Annotated in this window: 20 protein-coding genes; 12 read left to right on the top strand and 8 right to left on the bottom strand. The window is 62.9% G+C overall.

The window, feature by feature from the left end:
- Window positions 1–9 precede the first annotated feature (9 nt).
- The 4 genes from KO538_RS11265 to KO538_RS11280 form a co-directional block, all read right to left on the bottom strand.
- Window positions 10–1,143 carry an ABC transporter ATP-binding protein gene (locus tag KO538_RS11265; protein WP_219328362.1) on the bottom strand — a complete coding sequence of 378 codons (1,134 nt, stop codon included), beginning with the start codon at window positions 1,141–1,143 and terminating at the stop codon, window positions 10–12.
- A gap of 10 nt (window positions 1,144–1,153) precedes the next feature.
- The gene (locus tag KO538_RS11270) at window positions 1,154–1,993 is read right to left on the bottom strand and encodes a carbohydrate ABC transporter permease (protein WP_046684851.1); all 840 of its coding nucleotides are present in this window, start codon (window positions 1,991–1,993) and stop codon (window positions 1,154–1,156) included.
- Between the two features lie 8 nt (window positions 1,994–2,001).
- Window positions 2,002–2,916, bottom strand: a complete 915-nt coding sequence (locus KO538_RS11275) for a carbohydrate ABC transporter permease (protein ID WP_046685503.1) — start codon at window positions 2,914–2,916, stop codon at window positions 2,002–2,004.
- 114 nt (window positions 2,917–3,030) lie between these two features.
- Entirely contained in the window at window positions 3,031–4,293 is a 1,263-nt protein-coding gene (locus tag KO538_RS11280; RefSeq protein WP_219328363.1) for an ABC transporter substrate-binding protein, read from the bottom strand.
- Window positions 4,294–4,648: 355 nt separating this feature from the next.
- Here KO538_RS11280 and KO538_RS11285 point away from each other — a divergent pair, with 355 nt between their 5' ends.
- From KO538_RS11285 to KO538_RS11295, 3 genes are read left to right on the top strand one after another with little or no spacing between them, the layout of a single operon-like run.
- A complete protein-coding gene (locus tag KO538_RS11285) occupies window positions 4,649–5,977 on the top strand; it encodes an ABC transporter substrate-binding protein (RefSeq protein WP_257620294.1) in 1,329 nt (442 codons plus the stop codon).
- On the top strand, window positions 5,952–6,665 hold the full coding sequence (locus tag KO538_RS11290; RefSeq protein WP_034757625.1) for a response regulator: 714 nt from the start codon (window positions 5,952–5,954) through the stop codon (window positions 6,663–6,665). The genes KO538_RS11285 and KO538_RS11290 overlap by 26 nt, the downstream gene beginning before the upstream one ends.
- Complete coding sequence (locus KO538_RS11295) at window positions 6,658–8,121, top strand: ATP-binding protein (protein ID WP_219328364.1); 1,464 nt, start codon at window positions 6,658–6,660, stop codon at window positions 8,119–8,121. The genes KO538_RS11290 and KO538_RS11295 overlap by 8 nt, the downstream gene beginning before the upstream one ends.
- A gap of 12 nt (window positions 8,122–8,133) precedes the next feature.
- Here KO538_RS11295 and KO538_RS11300 read toward each other — a convergent pair whose 3' ends face one another.
- Complete coding sequence (locus KO538_RS11300) at window positions 8,134–9,354, bottom strand: hypothetical protein (RefSeq protein WP_219328365.1); 1,221 nt, start codon at window positions 9,352–9,354, stop codon at window positions 8,134–8,136.
- Window positions 9,355–9,606: 252 nt separating this feature from the next.
- Here KO538_RS11300 and KO538_RS11305 point away from each other — a divergent pair, with 252 nt between their 5' ends.
- Both KO538_RS11305 and KO538_RS11310 read left to right on the top strand, forming a co-directional pair.
- Window positions 9,607–9,981: a type II toxin-antitoxin system RelE/ParE family toxin gene (locus KO538_RS11305; protein WP_219328467.1), complete on the top strand. Its 375-nt coding sequence runs from the start codon at window positions 9,607–9,609 to the stop codon at window positions 9,979–9,981.
- Complete coding sequence (locus KO538_RS11310; protein WP_257620297.1) at window positions 9,950–10,285, top strand: DNA-binding protein; 336 nt, start codon at window positions 9,950–9,952, stop codon at window positions 10,283–10,285. Before KO538_RS11305 ends, KO538_RS11310 begins: the two co-directional genes overlap by 32 nt.
- A gap of 15 nt (window positions 10,286–10,300) precedes the next feature.
- Here the strand turns inward: KO538_RS11310 and KO538_RS11315 are convergent, their stop codons facing one another.
- The 3 genes from KO538_RS11315 to KO538_RS11325 are packed head-to-tail and all read right to left on the bottom strand — an operon-like array spanning window position 10,301 to window position 13,209.
- Complete coding sequence (locus KO538_RS11315; protein ID WP_070303056.1) at window positions 10,301–11,323, bottom strand: Gfo/Idh/MocA family oxidoreductase; 1,023 nt, start codon at window positions 11,321–11,323, stop codon at window positions 10,301–10,303.
- A gap of 34 nt (window positions 11,324–11,357) precedes the next feature.
- The gene (gene iolG, locus KO538_RS11320) at window positions 11,358–12,350 is read right to left on the bottom strand and encodes an inositol 2-dehydrogenase (protein WP_219328468.1); all 993 of its coding nucleotides are present in this window, start codon (window positions 12,348–12,350) and stop codon (window positions 11,358–11,360) included.
- Window positions 12,343–13,209, bottom strand: coding sequence for a MurR/RpiR family transcriptional regulator (locus KO538_RS11325; RefSeq protein ID WP_034757651.1), 867 nt, complete (start codon window positions 13,207–13,209; stop codon window positions 12,343–12,345). Before KO538_RS11325 ends, iolG begins: the two co-directional genes overlap by 8 nt.
- A gap of 248 nt (window positions 13,210–13,457) precedes the next feature.
- On the opposite strand from KO538_RS11325, the gene KO538_RS11330 reads away from it, so the two are divergent.
- From KO538_RS11330 to iolB, 7 genes are all read left to right on the top strand, one after another.
- Window positions 13,458–14,507: a sugar ABC transporter substrate-binding protein gene (locus KO538_RS11330; RefSeq protein ID WP_034757655.1), complete on the top strand. Its 1,050-nt coding sequence runs from the start codon at window positions 13,458–13,460 to the stop codon at window positions 14,505–14,507.
- A 174-nt stretch (window positions 14,508–14,681) separates the two neighbouring features.
- On the top strand, window positions 14,682–15,815 hold the full coding sequence (locus KO538_RS11335; RefSeq protein ID WP_051991939.1) for an ABC transporter permease: 1,134 nt from the start codon (window positions 14,682–14,684) through the stop codon (window positions 15,813–15,815).
- 3 nt (window positions 15,816–15,818) lie between these two features.
- Window positions 15,819–16,604, top strand: coding sequence for an ATP-binding cassette domain-containing protein (locus KO538_RS11340; protein WP_034757661.1), 786 nt, complete (start codon window positions 15,819–15,821; stop codon window positions 16,602–16,604).
- A gap of 8 nt (window positions 16,605–16,612) precedes the next feature.
- The gene (gene iolC, locus KO538_RS11345; RefSeq protein WP_072454590.1) at window positions 16,613–18,559 is read left to right on the top strand and encodes a 5-dehydro-2-deoxygluconokinase; all 1,947 of its coding nucleotides are present in this window, start codon (window positions 16,613–16,615) and stop codon (window positions 18,557–18,559) included.
- Window positions 18,520–20,382: a 3D-(3,5/4)-trihydroxycyclohexane-1,2-dione acylhydrolase (decyclizing) gene (gene iolD, locus KO538_RS11350; protein WP_374106845.1), complete on the top strand. Its 1,863-nt coding sequence runs from the start codon at window positions 18,520–18,522 to the stop codon at window positions 20,380–20,382. The genes iolC and iolD overlap by 40 nt, the downstream gene beginning before the upstream one ends.
- Window positions 20,379–21,299 (top strand): myo-inosose-2 dehydratase, encoded by a 921-nt coding sequence (gene iolE / locus KO538_RS11355; RefSeq protein ID WP_219328367.1) that lies wholly within the window; start codon window positions 20,379–20,381, stop codon window positions 21,297–21,299. The genes iolD and iolE overlap by 4 nt, the downstream gene beginning before the upstream one ends.
- On the top strand, window positions 21,296–22,093 hold the full coding sequence (iolB, locus tag KO538_RS11360) for a 5-deoxy-glucuronate isomerase (RefSeq protein WP_072454587.1): 798 nt from the start codon (window positions 21,296–21,298) through the stop codon (window positions 22,091–22,093). Before iolE ends, iolB begins: the two co-directional genes overlap by 4 nt.
- Window positions 22,094–22,101: the final 8 nt, after the last annotated feature.

Below are 22,101 nucleotides of genomic sequence, written 5' to 3' on the forward strand. Positions count from 1 at the left end.
CAGAAAGGCTCAGGCGGCCAATATCTGTTTCGATGAAATCAGGTTGCCGGGCTGGCGCCGCGTGCGCGCCACGCCTTGCGCGTCGAACAAATGGAAGGCGCTGCTGGCGGCCGAGACCGTGAATGGCTGGCCCAGCGGCACGCGGTTGTTGCCGTCGCCGCGTATCACCAGTTCCTGGCCGTTGTCCAGCGCCAGGTAAATGAAGTTGGCTTCGCCCAGGTGTTCCACCAGGCTGACGACGCCCTGGAAGCGGGCGCTGCCGTCGCCGTTTTCGAGGATGTGTTCCGCCCGCAGGCCCACCGTGACGGCGTCGCCCGCATGCAGGCCGGCCGGGTCGACGAGGGCCGTGATTTCCTGGCCGCTGGCCAGCGCCACGCGCACGCCATCGTCCTGTGCGGCGACGACCTTGCCTTCGAAGAAATTCATCATCGGCGCGCCGATGAAACCGGCCACGAAGCGGTTCGCCGGCTGCTGGTACAGCTCCAAAGGCGTACCCGCCTGCTGGATATGGCCGCCATGCATGACGACGATCTTGTCGCCCAGGGTCATCGCCTCGACCTGGTCGTGCGTCACATACACTATGGTGGCGTTCAACTGGCGGTGCAGCTTGGCAATTTCCAGCCGCGTCTGCACGCGCAGGGCCGCGTCGAGGTTCGACAGCGGCTCGTCGAACAGGAACAGCTGCGGTTCGCGCACGATGGCGCGGCCGATGGCCACCCTCTGGCGCTGGCCGCCCGACAGTTCGCGCGGCAGGCGTTCCAGCAGGTGGTCGATCTTCAGAATGGCGGCCGCGTGGCGCACGCGCTGGGCGATGGCGTCCTTGCTGGCGCCGGCGATCTTCAGGCCGAACGCCATGTTGCGATACACGCTCATGTGCGGATACAGCGCATAGCTCTGGAAGACCATGGCGATGCCCCGTTCGGCCGGCGCCAAGTCGTTGACAACCTTGCCGCCGATGGACAAGGTGCCTTGCGAAATGCTTTCCAGGCCGCACAGCATGCGCAGCAAGGTCGATTTGCCGCAGCCGGAAGGGCCCACCAGCACGACGAATTCACCGTCGCGGATGTCGAGGTCGATGCCGGCCAGCACATTGTGGCGGCCGTCGTAGGATTTGGTCAGTTGTTGCAGGCTTACATGGGCCATGGCGCACCTATTATTTGACCGCGCCGGACGTCAGGCCGCGGATCAGTTGACGAGAGAAAATGACGTACATGACGAGCACGGGAATGACGGCCAGCGACAGCGCCGCCAGCACGGAGTTCCAGTCCGTCACGTATTGCCCGATGAATTGCTGCACGCCCAGGGTGACGGTCTTGGTACGGTCCGATGGCGCCAGGATCAGCGGGAACCACAGGTCGTTCCAGGCCGGAATCATGGTGAACACGGCCACCGTGGCGATGGCGGGGCGGATCAGGGGCAGGATCACCTGGAAGAAGATGGCGAATTCGCCCACGCCGTCGCAGCGCGCCGCATCCTTCAGTTCGCGCGGCACCTGGCGCACGAATTCGGACAGGATCATCACGGCCAGCGGCAGGCCCTGCGCCGTGTATACGAGCACCAGCGCCGTCAAGGTGTTGATCAGGTCGAGCCGCACCACCAGTTCCAGGATGGACACCGTACCCAGGCGGATGGGGATCATGATGCCCAGCGCCAGGTACAGGGTCAGCAGGCGATTGCCCGTAAACGTGTATTCGGACAAGGCCCAGGCCGCCATGGCGCCGAACAGCACGATCAGCAGCAGCGACAGCAGGGTGACGAACAGGCTGTTGCCGAAGTACAGCAGGAAGTCGGAATTGGCCAGCACCTTGTGAAAGCCCACGAGCGAAAAGGTCGAGGGCGTGGGCAAGGCCAGCGGATTGTCGAAGATGGCGGCCCGCGTCTTGACTGAGTTGATCAGGATCAAGACGATGGGAAACAGGGCGATGATGGTGTAGCCGGCCAGGATCGCATGCACGGCGGCGCGGCCCAGGGGGCGGGTGGAAACGTTGCGCATGGCGGCCCTTACAGTTCGTAGCGTGTCAGCTTGCGCTGCACGAAAAAGAAATACACGCCCACGCCCACGAGGATCACGAGGAACATCATGGTGGCCACGGCGGCGCCCATGGTGGGGCTGCCCAGCTGGGCCTGGTAACCGAAGAAGGTGCGGTAAAAGAAGGTGCCGAGGATGTCGGTGGCGTAGTTCGGCCCCGCCAGCGCGCCTTTCACGGAATACACGAGGTCGAAGGCATTGAAGTTGGCGACAAAGGTGAGGATGGTCACCAGCCCCAGGGTGGGCCAGATCAGCGGCAGCTTGATTTGCCAGAAGATGCGCATGGCGCTGGCGCCTTCCGCGTGGGCTGCCTCGATGATTTCCTCGGGCACGGCCAGCAGGGCCGCATAGATCAGCATCATGGGGATGCCGATATATTGCCAAACAGAAATGAGGGCGATGGTCAGCAGGGCCGTCGATTCCTGGCCCAGCCATGGCGCGAAGTAAGTGCCGATGCCGACGCCATCCATCAGCGACTGGCCCACGCCCCACAGCGGCGACAAGATCAGCTGCCAGATGAAGCCGATGATGACGACGGACAGCAGGGTCGGCAGGAAGATCAGGGTACGGTAGCTGCGCTCGCCCTTCAAACCCTTGAGGCTGAAGAGGGTGGCCAGCAGCAGGCCGATGGGGTTTTGCAGCAGCATGTGGATGAGGAAAAACTTGCAGTTGTTCCACATCGCATTCCAGAAACTTTGCGACCATTGCGGGTCGAACAGGATGGTGGCGTAGTTGGCCAGGCCGGCAAAATGGTGCTGGCCGCTCTCATCGGTCGTGTACAGGCCCAGGCGCAGGGTATCGGCCAGGGGCAGGGCGCTGAACAGCGAGTAAATGACCAGCGCCGGGGCCAGGAACACGAGGACGTGCCATGGGAAAGCTTTTTTCACGGCGAAACTCCAGACGAAGAAAAGCACCGGCGGCGGGGCCGCCGGCAAAACCGTGCCACCGGCTGCCGCATCGCACTGCTCAGGCCGGTTGCTCGGGGAGGGTAGACGTGGTGATTACTGTTGCGGCTTGTACCACTTGGCAAAGCCGGACTGGATCTGGCGCGCCGCGTCCTTCGGCGCCAGTTTGCCGTTCAAGACCTGGGCGTTGACGTTCCACAGCTCGTTTTCCATGCTCGGCTCGCCACGGTTGAGGATTTGCGCGTTCAGGCGGATGGTCGAGGCGCAACTGGCGCGCCAGCCATTCATTTGCTTGGCCAGCGGGTCCTTGATGGAGATCAAATGGTTCGACAGCGAGAAGAAGCCCGTCACCTTGTTGGTGTAGATGTCGGCGAATTCCTGCGAGCCGAGCCAGGCGAGGAATTTGTAGGCGTCTTCCTTGTTCTTCGACTTCTTGTTGACGCTCATGCCGATGTCCGTGTGGTCCGAGATATAGCACTTGTCGCCGGCCTTGCGCACGGGCGGGTTGAAGGCGCCCAGTTCCAGTTCCGGGTCTTGCTTGAAGTAGGCGATGTCCCAGGAGCCGGACGGGTAGATGGCGGCCTTGCCCAGCGCGAACTGGTTCTGGCTGTCGCCATAGGTTTGCGCGCTGGCGCCCTTGGACAGGTAGCTGCCCAGGCGGGCCTCATATTCCCAGGCGGCGACGAATTGCGGATCGGTAAATTTGGCCTTGCCGGCGATCAGCGCCTTGCGGCCCTCTTCACCCTTCCAGTAATTGGCGCCGATGCTGGTGAAGACCACCTGGTTCGCTTCCCACTGGTCGGCCGTGCCCAGGGCCAAGGGCGCATATTTGCCGCTTTTCCTGACCGTTTCCAGCACCTTGAAGAATTCCTCCTCCGTGGCGGGCGGTTGCAGTTTCAGTTCGCGGAAGATTTTCTTGTTGTACAGGAAGCCATGCATGACGGACGCGATCGGCATGCAGAAGGTGTCCTTGCCATCGTCCGTCTGCCACGCCACCTTGGCCGAGGCGGGGAAGTTCTCCATGCCGGCCTTGCCGTCGAGCTTTTCCAGCTGGCCCCGCTTGTACAGGGCCAGCGAGACATCGAACGGGCGGCAGGCCAGCAAGTCGCCGGCCGTGCCGCCGCTCAGGCGCGCGTTCAGGGTGGAATCGTATTCGGTGGGGGCCGTGGGCGAGAACTTGATCTCGATGCCCGGATGTTTTTTCTGGAAGGCGGGGATGAGCACCGTTTCCCACAGGGTCTTGTCATCCACGCGCCAGCTTTCGATGGTGAGCGTGCCCGCCTGTGCCGTGCCGCTGGCCAGCAGCAGGGCCAGCAATGTATTGCGCGCGGCCACGCCGCCTTTTGCATGCAGTTGCATGTCGTCTCCTTGTTGGTGTTGGTCTTGTTTGGCTGCCTGTTACGCTGCAGTTGGCGGACAGTAGCATCGGGGGAAATGTGACGCCAGCGTCCGGCATTGTGCCGGCGATTATTTCTTATCTCGTTGATTTAAAAGAAAAATATTGAAATTCGCGGGGGTGTTTGCTTACCTTTCCTTACCGTCGTCCGCTGCCGTGGCGCACCGCGCGGGGCGTCGGGCGCGCGGGGCTCCTTGTGCGGTGCGCAAGGTAGCGCAACAAAAGCTCACGTTTCTTTACAAATCAGGGGACTAAATTACCAACCTGCTGTTTTGTAGTTGGGCTATAGTTTGTCGCGACAAGAACAAGGGGACAGGATTGAAGACGCCGCCGCACAGCACCGCCGACCGCCATGCCGGGGCCGCCCGCCGTCGCGGCGTGGCGGCGCTGGCGCTGCTGGCCTTCATGTGCAGCAGCGTGCCGGCGCGGGCCGAAGCGCTGCAGGTGCTGCACTGGTGGACCTCGGCCGGCGAACGCCGCGCCGCCGACGTGCTGGTGGCGCGTCTGGCGCAGGAAGGCGTCGAATGGCGCGATGCGGCCATCGCGGGCGGCGCGGGCGTCGGCGCGGGCAAGGTCTTGAAGAGCCGCGTGCTGGCCGGCAAATCGCCGGAAGTCATGCAGCTGATCGGCTATACCCTGGGCGAGTGGAGCGACCTGGGTCTGCTGCTGCAGCTCGACAGCGTCGCCGCCAGCAACAACTGGCGCGCCACCATGTATCCCACCGTATGGGGCTTGCTGCAAAACCGCGGCCATACGATGGGCGTGCCGGCCGGCATCCACCGCATCAATACCCTGTTTTACAACCGCAAGATCTTCCAGCGCCTGGGCCTGGCCGTGCCGCGCAGCTGGAGCGACTTCGAGCGCGTGGCGGGCAAGCTGCGCCAGGCCGGCATCACGCCGCTGGCGCAAAGCAGCGAAGCGTGGCAGGTGGCGACCTTGTTTGAAACGCTGGTGCTGGCTGAATCGGGGCCCGCGTATTACCGCGCCCTGTTTGTCGACAAGAAAGCCGAGGCGTATGCGGACCCGCGCCTGCGCCACGCCTTGCAGCGCTTGAGATCGCTGAAGCAATGGATGGGCACGCCGCTGCGCGAACAGGGCTGGCCCGAGATGGCGCGCCAGGTGGGCGACGGCGAGGCGGCCATGTACATCATGGGCGACTGGGTCAAGGGCGAGCTGAATGCCTGGGGCCGCGCCACGGACGAGGTATTCGGCTGCGCCGCCGCGCCCGACACGGGCGACTACCACCTGTACAGCATCGATACGCTGGCCATGTTCGCCTCCGACTACACGCACCAGGGCGCGCAGGAAAAGCTGGCGCAGGTGGTCGCTTCGCTGCCCGTGCAGCTCGAATACAGCCAGGTGAAGGGCTCGATTCCCGCCTTGCGCCAGGCCGACCTGTCGCGCCTGGACAGCTGCGCGCGCGCCTCGGCGCAGGCATTCGCGCGCGGCGCCGCGTTCCAGGCGCCCAGCCTCGTGCACCGCATGGCCACAGATGAAACCAGCAAGGATGCCATCATCGCCGAAGTGCACCGCTATTTCCTCGATGAGACGATCAGCGCGGCCGACGCGCAACGCCGCATCGGCAGCATGTTGCAAGCGCTGAATAAAAAAGGACGAGACCATGTCACGCAAAATCCTCGTCGTTGACGACGATCAAAAGACCCGCATGCTATTGAAGGCCTACCTGGAAAAGAACCAGTACGAGGTGGGCCTGGCGCACGATGGCGCCACCTTCCTGGCCGAATTCCACCGCCACGTCGACAGCCTGTCGCTGGTGATCCTCGACGTGATGCTGCCCGACACGGATGGCTTTGCCCTGTGCAAGGTGGTGCGCGCCCGCTCGAACGTGCCCATCATCATGCTGACGGCCAGCTCCGACGAGACGGACCGGGTGGTGGGGCTGGAACTGGGCGCCGACGACTACATCGCCAAGCCCTACAGTCCGCGCGAATTGCTGGCGCGCATCAAGGCCATCCACCGCCGCACGGGCATCGACGCGGCCGCGCCGCCCCGCTATTACCGCTTCGTCGGTTTCACGCTCGATACGCTCGAGCGCACGGTGACGGATGCCGACGGCGAAGCGCTGCAGCTGACGGGTCTCGATTTCCAGCTGCTGCGCTACTTTGTCGAGCATCCGGGCGATATCCTCGACCGCAGCGTGCTGTGCGAACAGACGCGGGGGCGCGACGCGGGGCCGCTCGACCGCTCGCTCGATGTGCAGGTGAGCCGGCTGCGGCTGCGCCTGAAGGACGATGGCAAGCAGCCCATGCTGATCAAGACGGTGCGCGGGGCCGGTTATGTGTTCTCGGCCGACGTGAGCAGTGGGCATGCCTGAGCGGGGTGCGCGCCGGCTGCTCGAGCGCCTGCTGCCGCCATCGCTGCTGGGCCGCCTGTCCGTGGTGATGGTGGCCGGCGTGCTGGCCACGCAACTGGTGGGCAACCTGATCTGGGCCACGCAGCTGCGCCGCGACTCGGCCGTGGAGGCGCGCATGGCGTCGCAGCACCTGGCCCGCAGCGCCGCCAGCACCATCCGTTTCTTCCTCAGCCTGCCGGCCAACTACCGCCCCATCCTGATCCAGCAATTTCGCGAGATGGGCGGCACGCGCTTCTTTGTCAACGTCAACCAGGGGCCGCTGGCCATCCGTGAAATCGCCCCACACGCGCTGGCCGATACGGTGGTGGCCACGGTGGGCGCTGCGCTGAAGAGCGACTTGCCGCAACTGGCCGGCTACCGCGTGGGCTTCGCCTGGCCGAGCGACCTGGTGGTGGCCGACAGCGGCGCGCACATCGGCGACTTGCCGGAAAACTGGGTCCAGCACATCTTGCTGCTGAAACCGAATCCCGCGCCCGTCCTCGTGATCCAGGCCGAGCTGGAGCCGGGCAACTGGCTGTACCTGGCGGCACTGATGCCCAACCCGTATTTCTTGCAGAGCAGTAATCCGTGGACACTCGACCGGGTATTGCTGCAAGCGTTGTCGCTGGCGGCCGTGCTGCTGCTGTCGATCCTCGTCGTACGCTGGACCACACGGCCGCTGGCGGCCCTGTCGGACGCGGCCGAAGCGTTTGGCCGTGGCGAGACGCCGCCACCCCTGCCGCAGACGGGCAGCCGCGAGTTTGTGCAGACGGCGCGCGCCTTCAGCGGCATGCGCGAACGCATCCAGCGCTACCTGGAAGACCGCGAACGGCTGTTCGTCTCGATTTCGCACGACTTGCGCACGCCCATCACGCGCCTGAAATTGCGCACGGAATTGCTCGACGACGATGTGCAGCGCAACGAATTCCACGATGACCTCGATGAGCTGGACATGATGGTCAAGGGGGCGCTGCAATGCGTGAAGGATAGCGATATCCATGAAAACGCCACCGAGGTGCGCCTGGACCCTTTGCTGCAGCGCATGGTGCGCGGGACCCAGCTGGCCGGCCATGTCGTGCATTACGTCGAGACGGACCTGAGCGTGAAGGCCAAGCCCCTGGCCCTGAAGCGCGCCATCGGCAACTTGCTCGACAATGCCCTGTTTTACGGCAAGACTGCCCATTTGTCGGCGTGCCGCGAGGGCGCCAACGTGGTCATCCGCATCCGCGATGACGGCCCCGGCGTGGCCGAAGAGGCGTTCGCCAGCCTGTTCCAGCCCTATGTGCGCCTGGAACATGGCCGCGAGCAAAACGCGCATGGCATGGGATTGGGACTCGGTATCGCGCGCAGCATCGTCCAGGCCCACGGCGGCGAGCTGACCCTGGCCAACCACCGCGATGGCGGCCTGGAAGCGACCATCCGCCTGCCGGCCCAGTAAGCGACGTCAGCTTTACCCGGCCAGCAGTGCGCTGGGCACGCGCGGCGAGGACATCAGGTCGCGGAAGGCGGTCCAGTGTGCTGCGCGCGTCGCGCCTTGGCGCTCGACATAGGCTTTCGCCATGTCCTGGCCCAGGTTGTAATTGATGACGTACGCACCCATGGCGTCATAGAACTGCAGGCGCTGCGCGGATTTCTCGGCCGGGTACAGGCGCACGTTGACCAGCCATTCCAGCGCTTCTTCGCGGCTCAGGCTGCCTTCGAGGTATTGGCGCGCGATGTCGTTGTCGGCATAGCCGAGTTTGGTCAGCAGCCGGTTCAGCTGGGCATAGCGTGGCGCCAGCGCCGGGTCGAGGCCGGCCAGCGGGTACAGCACCTGTTGTTCGAAAGCCAGCCGTTCTTCGTCCGTAAAACTCAGTTCGATGCCGTAATTGGCCGTGCCTTCGGCGATCAACGATTGCGGCGAATACAGCGGATAGATGCAGTATTCCATCCAGCCCTTGCCACGCACCAGGTCGCGCTCGAGCAGCACGTTGTAGACGTGGTGGCCCGGATACGCTTCATGGCAGCCGAGATCGACGGCGCGATCGATGTACACAGGCAAGTTCGTATTGATCTGGATCACGCTCTGGTAGTTGCCCTTGTACCAGTTGTAGCCGCTCCACGGCTTGTCGGTAACAAATTCCAATATGAAATCTTCGCCTTCGGGCAGGGCGATGTAGCGCAAGGTGCGTTCGCGGCCCGCGCGGATGGCCGCATCCATGACGGCGTGCAGCTTGTCGGCGGGAATGATGAGCTGTGCGCGCAAGGCGTTGACCCTGTCGCTGACCGTGCCGTCGCCAGGCAGCAGCGCGTCGATCTGCGCCACCAGTGCTGCATAGTATGCGCGGCTGTGATGGGGCGAGACGGCGTCGTACAGGCGCGCGCTTTCCGTATCGAAATCGAGGCGCGATCCCTGCAGCATCTCCGCGCGCGCCATGACGGCTTGCAGCTGCTTGCGCAGGTTGAGGGCGCGCAGGCAGGGGGCGTCGGCCAGCAGGGCCAGCGCATTGTCCGTCGCGGCCTTGATGTGGCTCAAACTCAGTTGCTGTTCTAGCGCCTCCTGTTGCCATGCGGGCGGGCCGTAATAGGCGTCCACATACGAGTCATCGTGCTGGCCCATGGCCAGGACCAGCTTGACGTAGCGTTCGGCCACGCCGGCGAGAGTAGGAGAGTTGCTGTCGTTGTTCATCATGGTGGCCTGGTTTGTGCGGTTGGGCAGGCGCTTATTGTATAGCGCAACAGGTTGGAGCGAGGCACGGACACGGAGCACGGACGGGCGGCCTCATTTCCCTATAACAATTAGAAAAATGCATCTTGATATAGCTCAGTGAACCCGGCGTTCGCGGCCTGCGCGTGCGGGTTTGGTAGCAAGATGGCGTGGTCTTCTTTTTTATGTGTACACATGATTTTCCCCTTGATTTTTCTTCGTTTATGGACGAATATGATGTACGAGATCCGGCACTACCTGACATCATCGGGCAGGGATTTATATACGGAATGGCTGAAGCGGCAGCGCGACAATACGGCCAGGGTGGCTATCGTGCGACGCGTGCTGCGTATGATGCCCGGTAATTTTGGCGATCATAAATTTTGCCACGACGGCGTGTGGGAATTGCGCATCGACGTGGGGCCTGGTTACCGTATTTACTATGCCATCGACGAGGGCCAGATTATTTTATTGCTGTGTGGCGGAGACAAGCGCACGCAGTCGAAAGACATCGAATACGCCTGTGCCTGCTGGCACGACTGGAAGGAGAGAGGACATGAAAGAGGACGTGAAACAGGTCATGAGCAAACCACCAAGAGACCGCTCGCATGACGAAGCGATGGCCGAACTGTACCGCGATGATCCCGCCTTCGCCCTTGAACTGATCAACAATATCCTCGTCGACGGCGACCATGGCGAACTGCTGGCCGTGCTGCGCCAGTTGACGCGCGCCTTTGGCGGCGTGCCCGCCGTGGCGCAGGCGGCCAAGCTCAATCCTACCCAGCTGTACCGCACGTTGTCTCCCGATGGCAATCCCTCCCTGAGTACCTTGACGGCCATCCTCGATGCCATGGGCTTGCGCCTGGCCGTGGAACCCAGGCAGCCCGAACGTCCATTTTCCGCACCGGCTGCCTGAGTTCTTGGCACGCGGCTAGAATTCCACCGGGCGCGCTTCGCGCATCGCTTGCGTCATGGCCAGGCCGATGCGCGTCGCTTCTGTTGCGTCGTGCAAGGTCAGCGACAAGGTGCGCCGGCCCAGTGCCGCATCCGTAAACTCCTGCGCCTCGATCAAGAAGGCGTCGGCGAAGCGAGCATAGAAGTCTGGCGTGCACTCATTGCGCACGCCATGCGCATCCGAAATTTCCACCCTGTTCAGACGTGGATTGCTGCCCACGGCCAGGCGGCCGCCCGTGCCGAACACTTCCGTCAGGGTTTCATGGCCATGCGCCATGGTGCGCGAGGCCATGAAGCTGGCCATGCTGCCATCGGAAAATTCGACCGTTGCCAGCCCGTTGTCGACGTCGCCGAACGCCTGCAAGCCCGTGTGGATGGCGTTGGTGCCGCTCGCATACACGCGCTTGGGTGCGGGGTTGCCCAGCAGCCAGCGCGCCAGGTCGATATCGTGCACGCTGCAATCGAGGAAGATGCCGCCGCTGGTGGGGGCGAAGCGCATGAAGGCGCCGCTGGGGTCGTTCTGGTCGCAGGTTTGCGAACGCACCAGATACGGCTTGCCGATGAGGCCCTGGGCGATCTTTTGCTGCGCGTCATGGTAGCTGGCGTCAAAACGGCGCACGAAACCGATCATGATCGTCAACTGCGGGTGGCGCGCCGCTTCCGCTTCCACCTTCAGGCAATCGGCCAGGTCCAGCGACAGCGGTTTTTCGCAAAACACGTGCTTGCCGGCGCGCAGGGCGGCGATGATCTGGTCCGCATGCAGCGAGGTGGGCGTGACGAGGAAGACGGCGTCCAGGCCCGGGTGGGCCAGCAGGGCGTCGTAATCGGCATAGCCGGTCGTGATGCCGAGCTGGCTGGCGGCCCAGTCCAGTTCGGCTGGCACGGGACTGCAGGCGGCCACGACTTCGGCATTCGGCACGCGCTGCGCCAGGTTGATGGCGTGGCGCTGGCCCAGCCGGCCCAGGCCGACGATGCCGACTTTTAATGTTGGGGATGACATGGTGTCTCCAGATTTTTTATTGTTGTTTATAAAGTTACGACGCCAGGGTCACGACACGACCCTCGCGCCACGACAGGGTCGCCGCCTCGGCCAGTTCCAGCGCCTTCAAGCCATCGTGGACGGTCGTGCGCAGCGGCGTGCCGTGGGTGAGGGCATCAAAGAAGTGCGCCATTTCCTGCGCGTAGGCCACGCGATAACGTTCCAGGAAGAAATCTTCCGGCCTGTCGACGCTGACGTTCACAGCACCATAGGCCGTCACTTCCGTCGGCTTGTGGTTGCCCGCCTGCAGCATGCCGGCGTTGCCCAGTACTTCGAAACGCTGGTCGTAGCCGTAGGCGGCGCGGCGCGAGGCATTGATCTGGCACAAGCGTCCCTTGGCAGTGCGGATGGTGACGACGGCCGTGTCCAGGTCGCCCGCCTCGCCGATGGCCGGATCGACGAGGCAGCTGCCCGTGGCATGCACGCTGACGGCTTCATCGTCGAGTATCCAGCGGAAGATGTCGAAATCGTGGATCAGCATATCCTTGAAGATGCCGCCCGACACCTTGATGTAGCTGACCGGTGGCGGACCCGGGTCGCGGCTGGTGACGATGAGTAACTCCGGCGTGCCGATCTCGCCCGCTTCAATGCGTGTCTTGACGGCATTGAAAGTGGGGTCGTAGCGGCGCTGGAAACCCAGCATGCACAGCACCTTGGCTTCCTTGACGGCGGCGGCGCAGGCGCGCGCCCGGTCGATGGTCAGGTCGACGGGTTTTTCGCAAAAGATGGCCTTGCCGGCGGCGGCCGAGCGCAGGATCAGGTCCGCGTGCGTGTCCGTGCTCGAGGCGATGACGACGGCCTTGATGGCCGGGTCGGCCAGTGCCGCCTCGACAGTGGCGCTGCTGCCGCCATGCAGGCCCGCCAGCGCTGCGGCCGCTTCCTGGTTGACGTCGACCACGTACTTGAACTGCACGCCGGGTTGGGCAGCCAGGTTGGCCGCGTGGATTTTGCCGATGCGTCCGGCGCCGAACAACGCTACTTCAATCATCATGTTCTCCTGGGGTGTGGATTTCTTCGATGTCGAGCTCTAATTTGTAGGCCAGCGCGATGAACAGCGCCTGGCACAGGCAGATGGTGCTGGTCAGCGAGCGGAAGGCGAAGGCGCTGCCCTCGGTGACGGTGAGCAGCGCGTCGGCGGCCCGCGCGAGCGGGGCCAGCTTGCTGTCGGTAATCACGAGGACCTTGGCGCCCTTGTCTTGCGCCGCCTTGATGCACTGCTGGGTTTCCTTGCCGTAAGGCGAGAAACTGATGGCGATCGCCACATCGCGTTCGCGCACGCTGCGCATCTGTTCGCGGTGCATGCCGCCCAGTCCGCTAATCAGGTGCACGCGCTTGTCCGTGTGTTCGAGCGCATAGGCGATGTAGGAGGCGATCGGAAAGGACCGGCGCACGCCGATCACATAGATATTTTCCGCTTTCAGCAGCAGGTTGACGGCCGCTTCCAGTTGGGCGTCGTCGAGTCCTGCCGCCAGGTCGTCGAGACCGGCGCGGCTGGCGCCGACGAATTCGCGCGTCAGGTCGCCTGCGCTCAGGGCGGCGTCGCGCGTGGAGATCAGCTTGCGGATGCGCTGCTGGTAGTCGGGCGTGGCGCCGGCCTGGTCCGTATAAGCCTGGCGGAACACGTCCTGCATTTCGGAAAAGCCCGTGTAGCCGAAGCGCTGCGCGAAACGCACGATGGCGGACGGCTGCACGTCGCAGGCGGCGGCGATGTCGCTGATGCGTTCGAGCATCAGGCTGGCCCGGTGCTTTTCAATGTACTGGGCGATGACTTTCAACTGGCGCGACAGGTTGTCGTACTCGGCGGCAATGTGCTGCATCAGTTGTTCGATGGGGGCGGTGGCTGCCATGATTTTTTCCTTGGTGTACTTGCTGGGCCGCTGTCTCCGTGCGGCTGGTTCTGGCGAGAATTATAGGAGGGAATCTTAAAAATAGAAACGAATTTCTATTTAAATTTATTTTGAAAATTTTATTGCATTTGTCTTTTTTGTGGCCTAAGCTGTGCGCAGTGCATCGGTTCGTGTGCCGCAAGGCCAGGCCGTTGACACCCTTCATAAAAGCTCGCAACTATAAAAATTAATCCGTCTAGGAGACATTCATGCATAGCAATAAAAGCAAGGGTTTGATGAAGTGCCTGGCCATCGCCAGCCTGGGCCTGAGCCTGGGTTTGAGCACGGGCGCCAGCCATGCTGCCGGCGAGAAATTCGTCATGGTCAGCCACGCGCCGGACTCCGATTCCTGGTGGAACACCATCAAGAACGCCATCAAGCAAGCCGGTGAAGACTTCAACGTGTCCGTCGACTACCGCAATCCGCCGAATGGCGACCTGGCCGACATGGCGCGCCTGATCGAGCAGTCGGCCGCGCGCAACTATGATGGCTTGATCGCCGACATCGCCGACTTCAGCGTGCTGCAAAAACCGCTGGGTACGGTAGTGGCCAAGAAAATCATGCTCGTGACCATCAATTCGGGCACCATCGCGCAAAGCGAACAGTTGAAAGCCATCATGCACGTGGGCCAGCCCGAATATGACGCGGGCCTGGGCGCCGGCAAGCGCGCCAAGGAAGCGGGCATCAAGTCGTTCGTGTGCGTGAATCACTATGCGATGAATGCGTCGTCGTTCGAACGCTGCCGCGGTTTTGCCGATGCGCTCGGCGTCGACTTCAAATCGTCCACGCTCGACACCAATGGCGTCGACCCTGGCGTCATCGAAAGCAAGGTCAGCGCCTATCTGCGCAGCAATCCGAAGACCCAGGCCGTGCTGGCGCTGGGACCGGATTCGGCGCCGGCCGCCATGCGCGCCGTCGAGAAGCTGGGCTTGAAAGGCAAGATGTACTTCGCCAGCTTCGACTTGTCGGAAGAAATCGCCAAGGGCATCAAGGATGGCAGCATCCAGTTCGCCATCGACCAGCAGCCCTACCTGCAAGGCTACATTCCTGTCGCCGTGATGGCCATCATGAAACAGCAAAAGATCACTGACCTGGCCAAGGTCAAGGAAATCCTGATCGCCAATCCGAAATACCAGGCACGCCTGGCGGAATACGGCCTGACCCCGATCTACGGCCCACGCCACATCAGCTCCGGCCCCGGTTTCGTGACCAAGGAAAACATTTCCAAGGTCGAAAAATACGCGGGCCAATACCGCTAATCCACACAGTCGCCCCCGGGTTTGCCTAGCGCCGCACCGCTTCCCGCGGGCGGCGCATGGGAGGAACACGCCTGGCGCCAGCGATGCTGGCAGGAAAGTAATTGAAATTGGTAACAAGTATCACTGAAAGGACATCGTATGACTGCGCTCAAAACCAGCCTGGCCAGCCCCGGCATGAATCCTCCTCCGCCTCCCGGCGCCGCCAGCAAGCCAGTTGCCGCCGCCGACGAGCGCGTGGGCACGACCAGCTGGGTCAAACGGTTTTTTGGCCGCCCCGAGTTCGCCTCGATTTCCGGCGCGGTGCTCGTGTTTGCCTTCTTCGTCATCACGGCCGGCGACTCCGGCATGTTCAACCTCGATGGCGTCGTCAACTGGATGCAAGTGGCGTCCTACCTGGGCATCATCGCCATCGGTGCCTGCCTGCTGATGATCGCCGGTGAATTCGACCTGTCGATTGGCTCCATGATCGGCTTTGCCGGCATGATGATCGCCATCCCGACCATCTATTTCCACTGGCCACTGTGGGCCGCCATTATTTTCGCCTTCGCCGGTTCCATGGCGCTGGGCTGGCTCAACGGCTACATCGTCATCAAGACGCGCCTGCCATCGTTCATCGTTACCCTGGCATTCCTGTTCATCCTGCGCGGCCTGACCCTGGCCCTGTCGATCATGTTCGCCAACCGCACCATCGTCAGTGGCGTGGGCGACCTGGCGGCGCAGGACTGGCTGGCCAGCCTGCTGTTCCACGGCAATGTGGCCACTGGCCTGTTCCAGTGGATGGGCGCGCATGGCTGGATCGCCGTGCTCGACGACGGCTCGCCGCTGGTCAAGGGCATTCCGAAAGTCATCGCCTGGTGGCTGGTGCTGGCCGCCGGCGCCGCGTTCGTGTTGTCGCGTACCCGCTTCGGCAACTGGATGTTCGCCGTGGGCGGCGACGCCAACGCGGCCAAGAATGTGGGCGTGCCCGTGCGCAAAGTGAAAATTTCGCTGTTCGTTTTCACGGCCTTCTGCGCCTGCCTGTTTGCCACCTTGCAAGTATGCGACGTGGGGTCGGCCGCCGCCGACCGCGGCATGCAAAAGGAATTCGAAGCCATCATCGCGGCCGTCATCGGCGGCGCCTTGCTGACGGGCGGCTACGGTTCCGTCGTCGGCGCCTGCTTCGGCGCGCTGATCTTCGGTGTGGTGCAGATCGGCATCACTTATACCAACATCAATTCGGACTGGTTCCGCGTGTTCCTCGGCGTGATGCTGCTGATCGCGGTGCTGTTCAATAACTTTGTACGCTCACGCGTCACGGAAGCGAGATAAATCATGAGCGAGCATATTCTTGCCCTGGAAAATGTCAGCAAGCGCTTCGGCTCCGTGCTGGCCCTGCAAAACATCACCATGCGCCTGAAGGAAGGCGAAGTCCACTGTTTGCTGGGCGACAACGGCGCCGGCAAGTCGACGTTGATCAAGACCCTGGCCGGCGTGCACAAGCCCACCGACGGCCAATACCTGGTCGATGGCAAGCCCGTCGTCTTCAATTCGCCCAGCGAAGCGCTGGACATGGGCGTGGCCACCGTCTACCAGGATCTGGCGCTGGTGCCGCTGCTGTCCGTGGCGCGCAATTTCTTCATGGGGCGCGAGCCGATGAAAAAGCTGCTGGGACTGGTGCCCGTGATGGATATCGACTATGCGGCCGAGACGGCGCGCGACAAGCTGGCCGAGATGGGCATCATGGTGCGCGACCCGCACCAGGCCATCGGCACCATGTCCGGCGGCGAAAAGCAGTGCCTGGCCATCGCCCGCGCCATCCACTTCGGCGCCAGGGTGCTGATCCTCGACGAGCCGACGGCAGCCCTGGGCGTAAAACAGTCGTTCAATGTGTTGAAACTGATTTACAAGGCGCGCGAGCGGGGCATTTCCGTGATCTTTATCACGCACAATGTGCACCATGCGTATCCGGTCGGCGACTCGTTCACGTTGTTGAACCGTGGCAAGTCGCTGGGTACTTTCACCAAAGATACGGTGAGCAAGGATGCCTTGCTGGACATGATGGCGGGCGGCGCGGAAATGCAAACGCTGATGAGTGAACTCGACGGTGTCACGATTTAAGGATAGCCATGAATAATTCCACACAATTTGCCCAGGGCCGGGCGCTGGACGTGATCTGCCTGGGCCGCCTGGCCGTGGACCTGTACGCGCAGCAGATCGGCAGCACGCTGGAAGACGCGACGAGCTTCGCCAAGTACCTGGGCGGCTCGTCGGCGAACATCGCCTTCGGCACGGCTCGGCTGGGCTTGAAGTCCGCCATGCTGTCGAAGGTGGGCGACGACCACATGGGCCGTTTCCTCACCGACACCCTGTCGAAAGAGGGCTGCGACGTCAGCCACGTGGGCATCGACCGCGACCGCCTCACGGCCCTCGTCATGCTGGGCATCAAGGACAAGAACACCTTTCCCCTGATTTTCTATCGTGAAAATTGCGCCGACATGGCCATCGACGCATCGTCGGTGGATGCGGCTTTCATTGCGTCGAGCAAAGCGCTGTTGATCACCGGCACGCATTTCTCCACGGCTGCCATGCACGCCGTCAGCACGCAGGCGCTCACATTGGCCCGCGCCAACAAGGTGCGTACCGTGCTCGACATCGATTACCGGCCCGTGCTGTGGGGTCTGTCGGGCAAGGCCGATGGCGAAACGCGTTTCGTTTCGAACGAAGGCGTGACCAAACATCTGCAAAGCATCCTGCCGCAATTCGACTTGATCGTCGGCACGGAAGAGGAATTCATGATCGCCGGCGGCGGCGCGGATATCATGGCCAGCTTGCGCGCCGTGAGGGCCGCCACCCTGGCCACCCTCGTTGTCAAGCGGGGCCCTTTGGGCAGCGCCGTCATCGACAATGTGGTGCCGCGCAGCCTCGATGATGCATATAACTACCGTGGCGTGCGCGTGGAAGTGCTCAATGTACTGGGCGCGGGCGACGCGTTTCTGTCGGGCTTCCTGAAAGGCTGGCTGCGCGGCGAGGATTACGAAGCGTGCTGCCGCTACGCGAATGGCTGCGGCGCCCTCGTCGTGTCGCGCCACGGCTGCGCGCCGGCCATGCCGTCACCCGTCGAGCTCGACTATTTCCTCGCCAATGCGGCCAAGCTGACGCAGCCGGATCAGGACGCCACCTTGTCGCGCCTGCACCGCACGACGGTGGCGCGCAAGGAATGGAGCGAGCTGTGCGTGTTTGCCTTTGACCACCGTACGCAATTCTTTGAGCTGGCGCAACAGACGGGCGCGCCCGAGTCCGCCATTGCGGCCTTGAAGCAATTGATGGTGCAAGCCGTGGCGCAGACGGAAACGGCCTTGCAGCTGGCCGGCAAGACGGGCGTGCTGATCGACGGCCGCTATGGCGTCGATGCGCTCAACGATGCGACCGGGCGCGGCTGGTGGATAGGCCGTCCCGTGGAATTGCCGGGATCGAACCCGCTGCAATTCGACTGGGGCCGTTCCATCGGCTCGCACCTGCTCAGCTGGCCCAAGGAACACGTGATCAAGTGCCTGGTGCAGCTGCACCCGGACGACGCCGTGGAAAACCGGCTGGAACAGGAAGCGCAAATCAAGGCCCTGTACGACGCGGCGCAAGTGAGCGGTCACGAACTGTTGCTCGAAGTCATACCGTCGGAAGCGTTGCCGCACAGCGACGACACGGTCTTGCGCGCCGTCAAGCGCCTGTACAACCTCGGTATTTATCCCGAATGGTGGAAGCTGGAAAGCATGTCAGCCCAGCAATGGCAAGCCATCGATGCCCTCGTGCACGAGCGCGATCCGTATTGCCGTGGCGTCGTATTGCTGGGTTTGAACGCGCCGATCGCCGCCCTGGCCGACAGTTTTGAGCAAGCCAGTGCCAGCACCACGTGCAAGGGTTTCATGGTGGGCCGCACCATCTTCCAGGAACCGAGCCGCCGCTGGCTGGCCGGCGAACTCGACGATGCGGGCCTGATCGCCGCCGTGCGCGCCAACTTCGAACAGCTCATTGCCCTTTGGCAGCGTACACGCAACCGTCTGGAGCGTGCAGCATGAGTACGATTCGTTTAACCATGGCCCAGGCGCTGGTGCGCTACCTGGCCGCCTTGCGGGTGGAGGGGGGCGAACCTTTGTTCGGCGGCGCTTTTGCCATCTTTGGCCACGGCAACGTGGCGGGACTGGGCGAGGCGCTGTATCAGTACAAGGATGTGTTCCCCACTTACCGCGCTCATAACGAACAGGCGATGGCGCACTCTGCCATCGCCTATGCGAAAGCCCACATGCGCCGGCGCATGATGGCCGTCACCAGTTCCATCGGCCCGGGCGCGACCAACTTGCTGACGGCCGCCGCCCTGGCCCACGTGAACCGCTTGCCCGTGCTCTTGCTGCCCGGCGACGTCTTCGTCTCGCGCGCGCCGGATCCCGTGCTGCAGCAGCTGGAAGATGGCACGGATGGCAGCGTGTCGGTGAACGATGCGTTCAAGCCGCTGTCGCGCTACTTTGACCGCATCGTCTATCCGGAACAGCTATTGACGGCCTTGCCGCGCGCCATTGCCGCCTTGACGGACCCGGCCGCCTGCGGCCCCGTCACCTTGTCTTTGCCGCAAGACGTGCAGACGATGGCGTATGACTATCCCGTGGATTTCTTTGAACCGCGCATCGTGCGTTTCCGCTCCTTGCCGCCTATTGAGCAGGAACTGGAAGAGGCGGCAGCGTTGTTGAAGCACGCGAAGCAGCCGCTGATACTGGCCGGTGGCGGCGTGCTGTACGGAAAAGGCAGCGCCGCCTTGCAGGCGTTTGCCGAGCGCCATGGCATTCCCGTGGCGGAAACCCAGGCCGGCAAGAGTTCCTTGCCGTGGGACCACCCCTTGCAGCTGGGCGCCATCGGCGTGACGGGCTCGCCTGCGGCCAACAGCTTGGCGGCGGACGCGGACGTGGTGCTGGCCATCGGCACGCGCCTGCAAGATTTCACGACGGGTTCGAACTCCCTGTTTGCGCAGGCGCAACTGGTCAGCCTGAACGTCAACAGTTTTGATGCGTTGAAACGCCGTGGCCTGGGCTTGCAGGCGGACGCGACGCTGGGCTTGCAAGGCCTGTCGCGGCTGCTGGGCAGCTGGAATAGCGCGGGCCAGTGGATGGACCGGGCGCAGCAGGCAGGGAACGCGTGGCGCGAGACGGTCAAAAGCATCACCGGCAAGCGCGACGTGGCCGGCTTGCCGTACGACGGCGAAGTCATCGGCGCCGTGCAACGTTCTTCAGCGGACTCGACCAGCAACGATATTGTCGTCTGCGCGGCGGGCACCTTGCCGGCCGAGCTGCATAAACTGTGGCGCACGTCGACGCCGGGCGGCTACCACATGGAATACGGCTACTCGTGCATGGGTTACGAGATCGCCGGCGGCCTCGGCGTCAAGATGGCCAAACCCGATGCCGAGGTCATCGTCATGGTGGGCGATGGCAGCTATCTGATGATGAATTCAGAAATCGCTACGTCCGTCATGCTCGATAAAAAACTCATCATTGTCGTGCTCGACAACCGCGGTTATGGCTGCATCAACCGCCTGCAGCAGGCCTGCGGTAATCCTTCGTTCAACAATATGTTGCCCGACAGCGCACCGCATATCGACTTTGCCCTGCATGCACAATCGCTGGGCGCGCTGTCTGAGCACGTGGCCAATATCGCCGAGCTGGAACAGGCCATGCTGCGCGCTCGCGCCGCGCCACGCACCTATTTGATTTGCATCGATACGGACGACACGCGCACGACCGAAGACGGTGGTTGCTGGTGGGAGGTGGCAGTGCCCGAGGTCTCCACGCAACCCGGCGTGCAGCTTGCCCGCGCCCGTTATGAACTTGACCGCCAAGGACAACAACAATGAACGCACCGACATGGAATGTGAAGATCGGCATCAACCCGATCTCGTGGATGAACGACGATTTACCGAGCCTGGGCGGTGAAACGCCTTTGGAAACGGCGTTGAAAGAGGGCGCCGAGATCGGCTACGTGGGTTTTGAGCTGGGCAACAAGTTTCCGAAAGATGCCCCGGCCCTGAACGCGGTGCTGGGCAAGTATGGCCTGGCGTGCGTTTCCGGCTGGTATTCGGGACGGCTGGCGCACCGCTCGGTCGAAGACGAGATCGCTGCCGTAGCGTCGCATTTGCGGCTGCTGGCCGACAGCGGCGCCACCGTTATGGTCTACGGCGAAGTGGCCGACGCCATCCAGGGCGAAGCGCGGCCTTTATATAAACGCCCGCGTTTCCAGTCGCAGCAGCAATGGCAGGACTACGCCAACAAATTGACGGCCTTTGCCGCCCATCTGCTCGCGCACGGCGTGCGCCTCGCGTATCACCACCACATGGGTGCCTACGTGGAAACGCCGGCCGACGTGGACCAATTGATGGCCTTGACGGGATCCGAAGTGGGCTTGCTGTTCGACACGGGCCACATCACGTTTGCCGGCGGCGATGCGCTGGCGGTGCTCAACAAGCATATCGACAGGATTTGCCATGTGCATTGCAAGGACGTGCGCCCCAACGTCGTGAAACTGGCGCGCAATGGCCACTGGAGTTTCCTGCAGGCAGTCATCAATGGCGCTTTCAGCGTGCCTGGCGACGGCAGCATCGACTTTCCGGCCATCCTCACGCGTTTATATCTGCACGGCTACGAAGGCTGGCTCGTGGTGGAAGCGGAGCAGGATCCGGCCGTGGCCCCCAGCTACGAATACGCGAAGATGGGCCATGACTACCTGGCCAAGCTCGTCGAGGCCATCCCGCGCCTGGGCCGGGAGGCGGCATGAGCCCGCTATTAGTCAAAGCGAACAAGGCCGGCGGCAAGATCGTCGAGGTGACGCCCGAGTCGGCCGGCTGGACGCATGTCGGGTTCGCCGCGCACCGCCTTCAGGCGGGCGAGTCCTTGCTACTGGAGACGGGCGGCCGCGAACTGTGCATCGTCGTGCTGACGGGTACGGTCACCGTACAGGCCGGTGAACAGCAGTGGCGCGAGATCGGTCAGCGCCAAAGCGTCTTTGAGGACCGTTCGCCGTACGCCGTGTATGTCCCGCTGGATACAACGGTCAACATCACGGCAGTGAGCAATGCCGAGGTCGGACTTTGCAGCGCGCCCGCCACGACCCGCCGTCCGGCGCGCCTGATCGACCCCGCCACCATGACGCGCTCCGTGCGCGGCAAGGGCGCGAATACCCGCTATGTGTGCGACATCCTGCCGCAAACGGCCGAGGCCGATGGCTTGCTGGTGGTCGAGGTGGTCACGCCATCGGGTCATTCGTCGAGCTATCCGCCGCACAAGCACGACAGCGACAACGTGCCGCTGGAAAGCTCGCTCGAAGAAACGTATTACCACCGCCTCAATCCCGAGCAGGGCTTTGCCTACCAACGGGTCTACACGGACGACCGTTCCATCGATGAAGCCATGGCCGTGGAAAACCACGACGTGGTGATGGTGCCCAGGGGCTACCACCCCGTGACCGTGCCGTATGGCTACGACGGCTATTACCTGAACGTGATGGCCGGCCCGAAACGCGTGTGGCACTTTAAAAATGACCCGGCCCATGACTGGCTGATGACGAAATAACCAAGGAC

It is taken from the genome of Janthinobacterium sp. NKUCC08_JDC (assembly GCF_019345575.1).
Taxonomy (GTDB): Bacteria; Pseudomonadota; Gammaproteobacteria; order Burkholderiales; family Burkholderiaceae_D; genus Janthinobacterium; species Janthinobacterium aestuarii.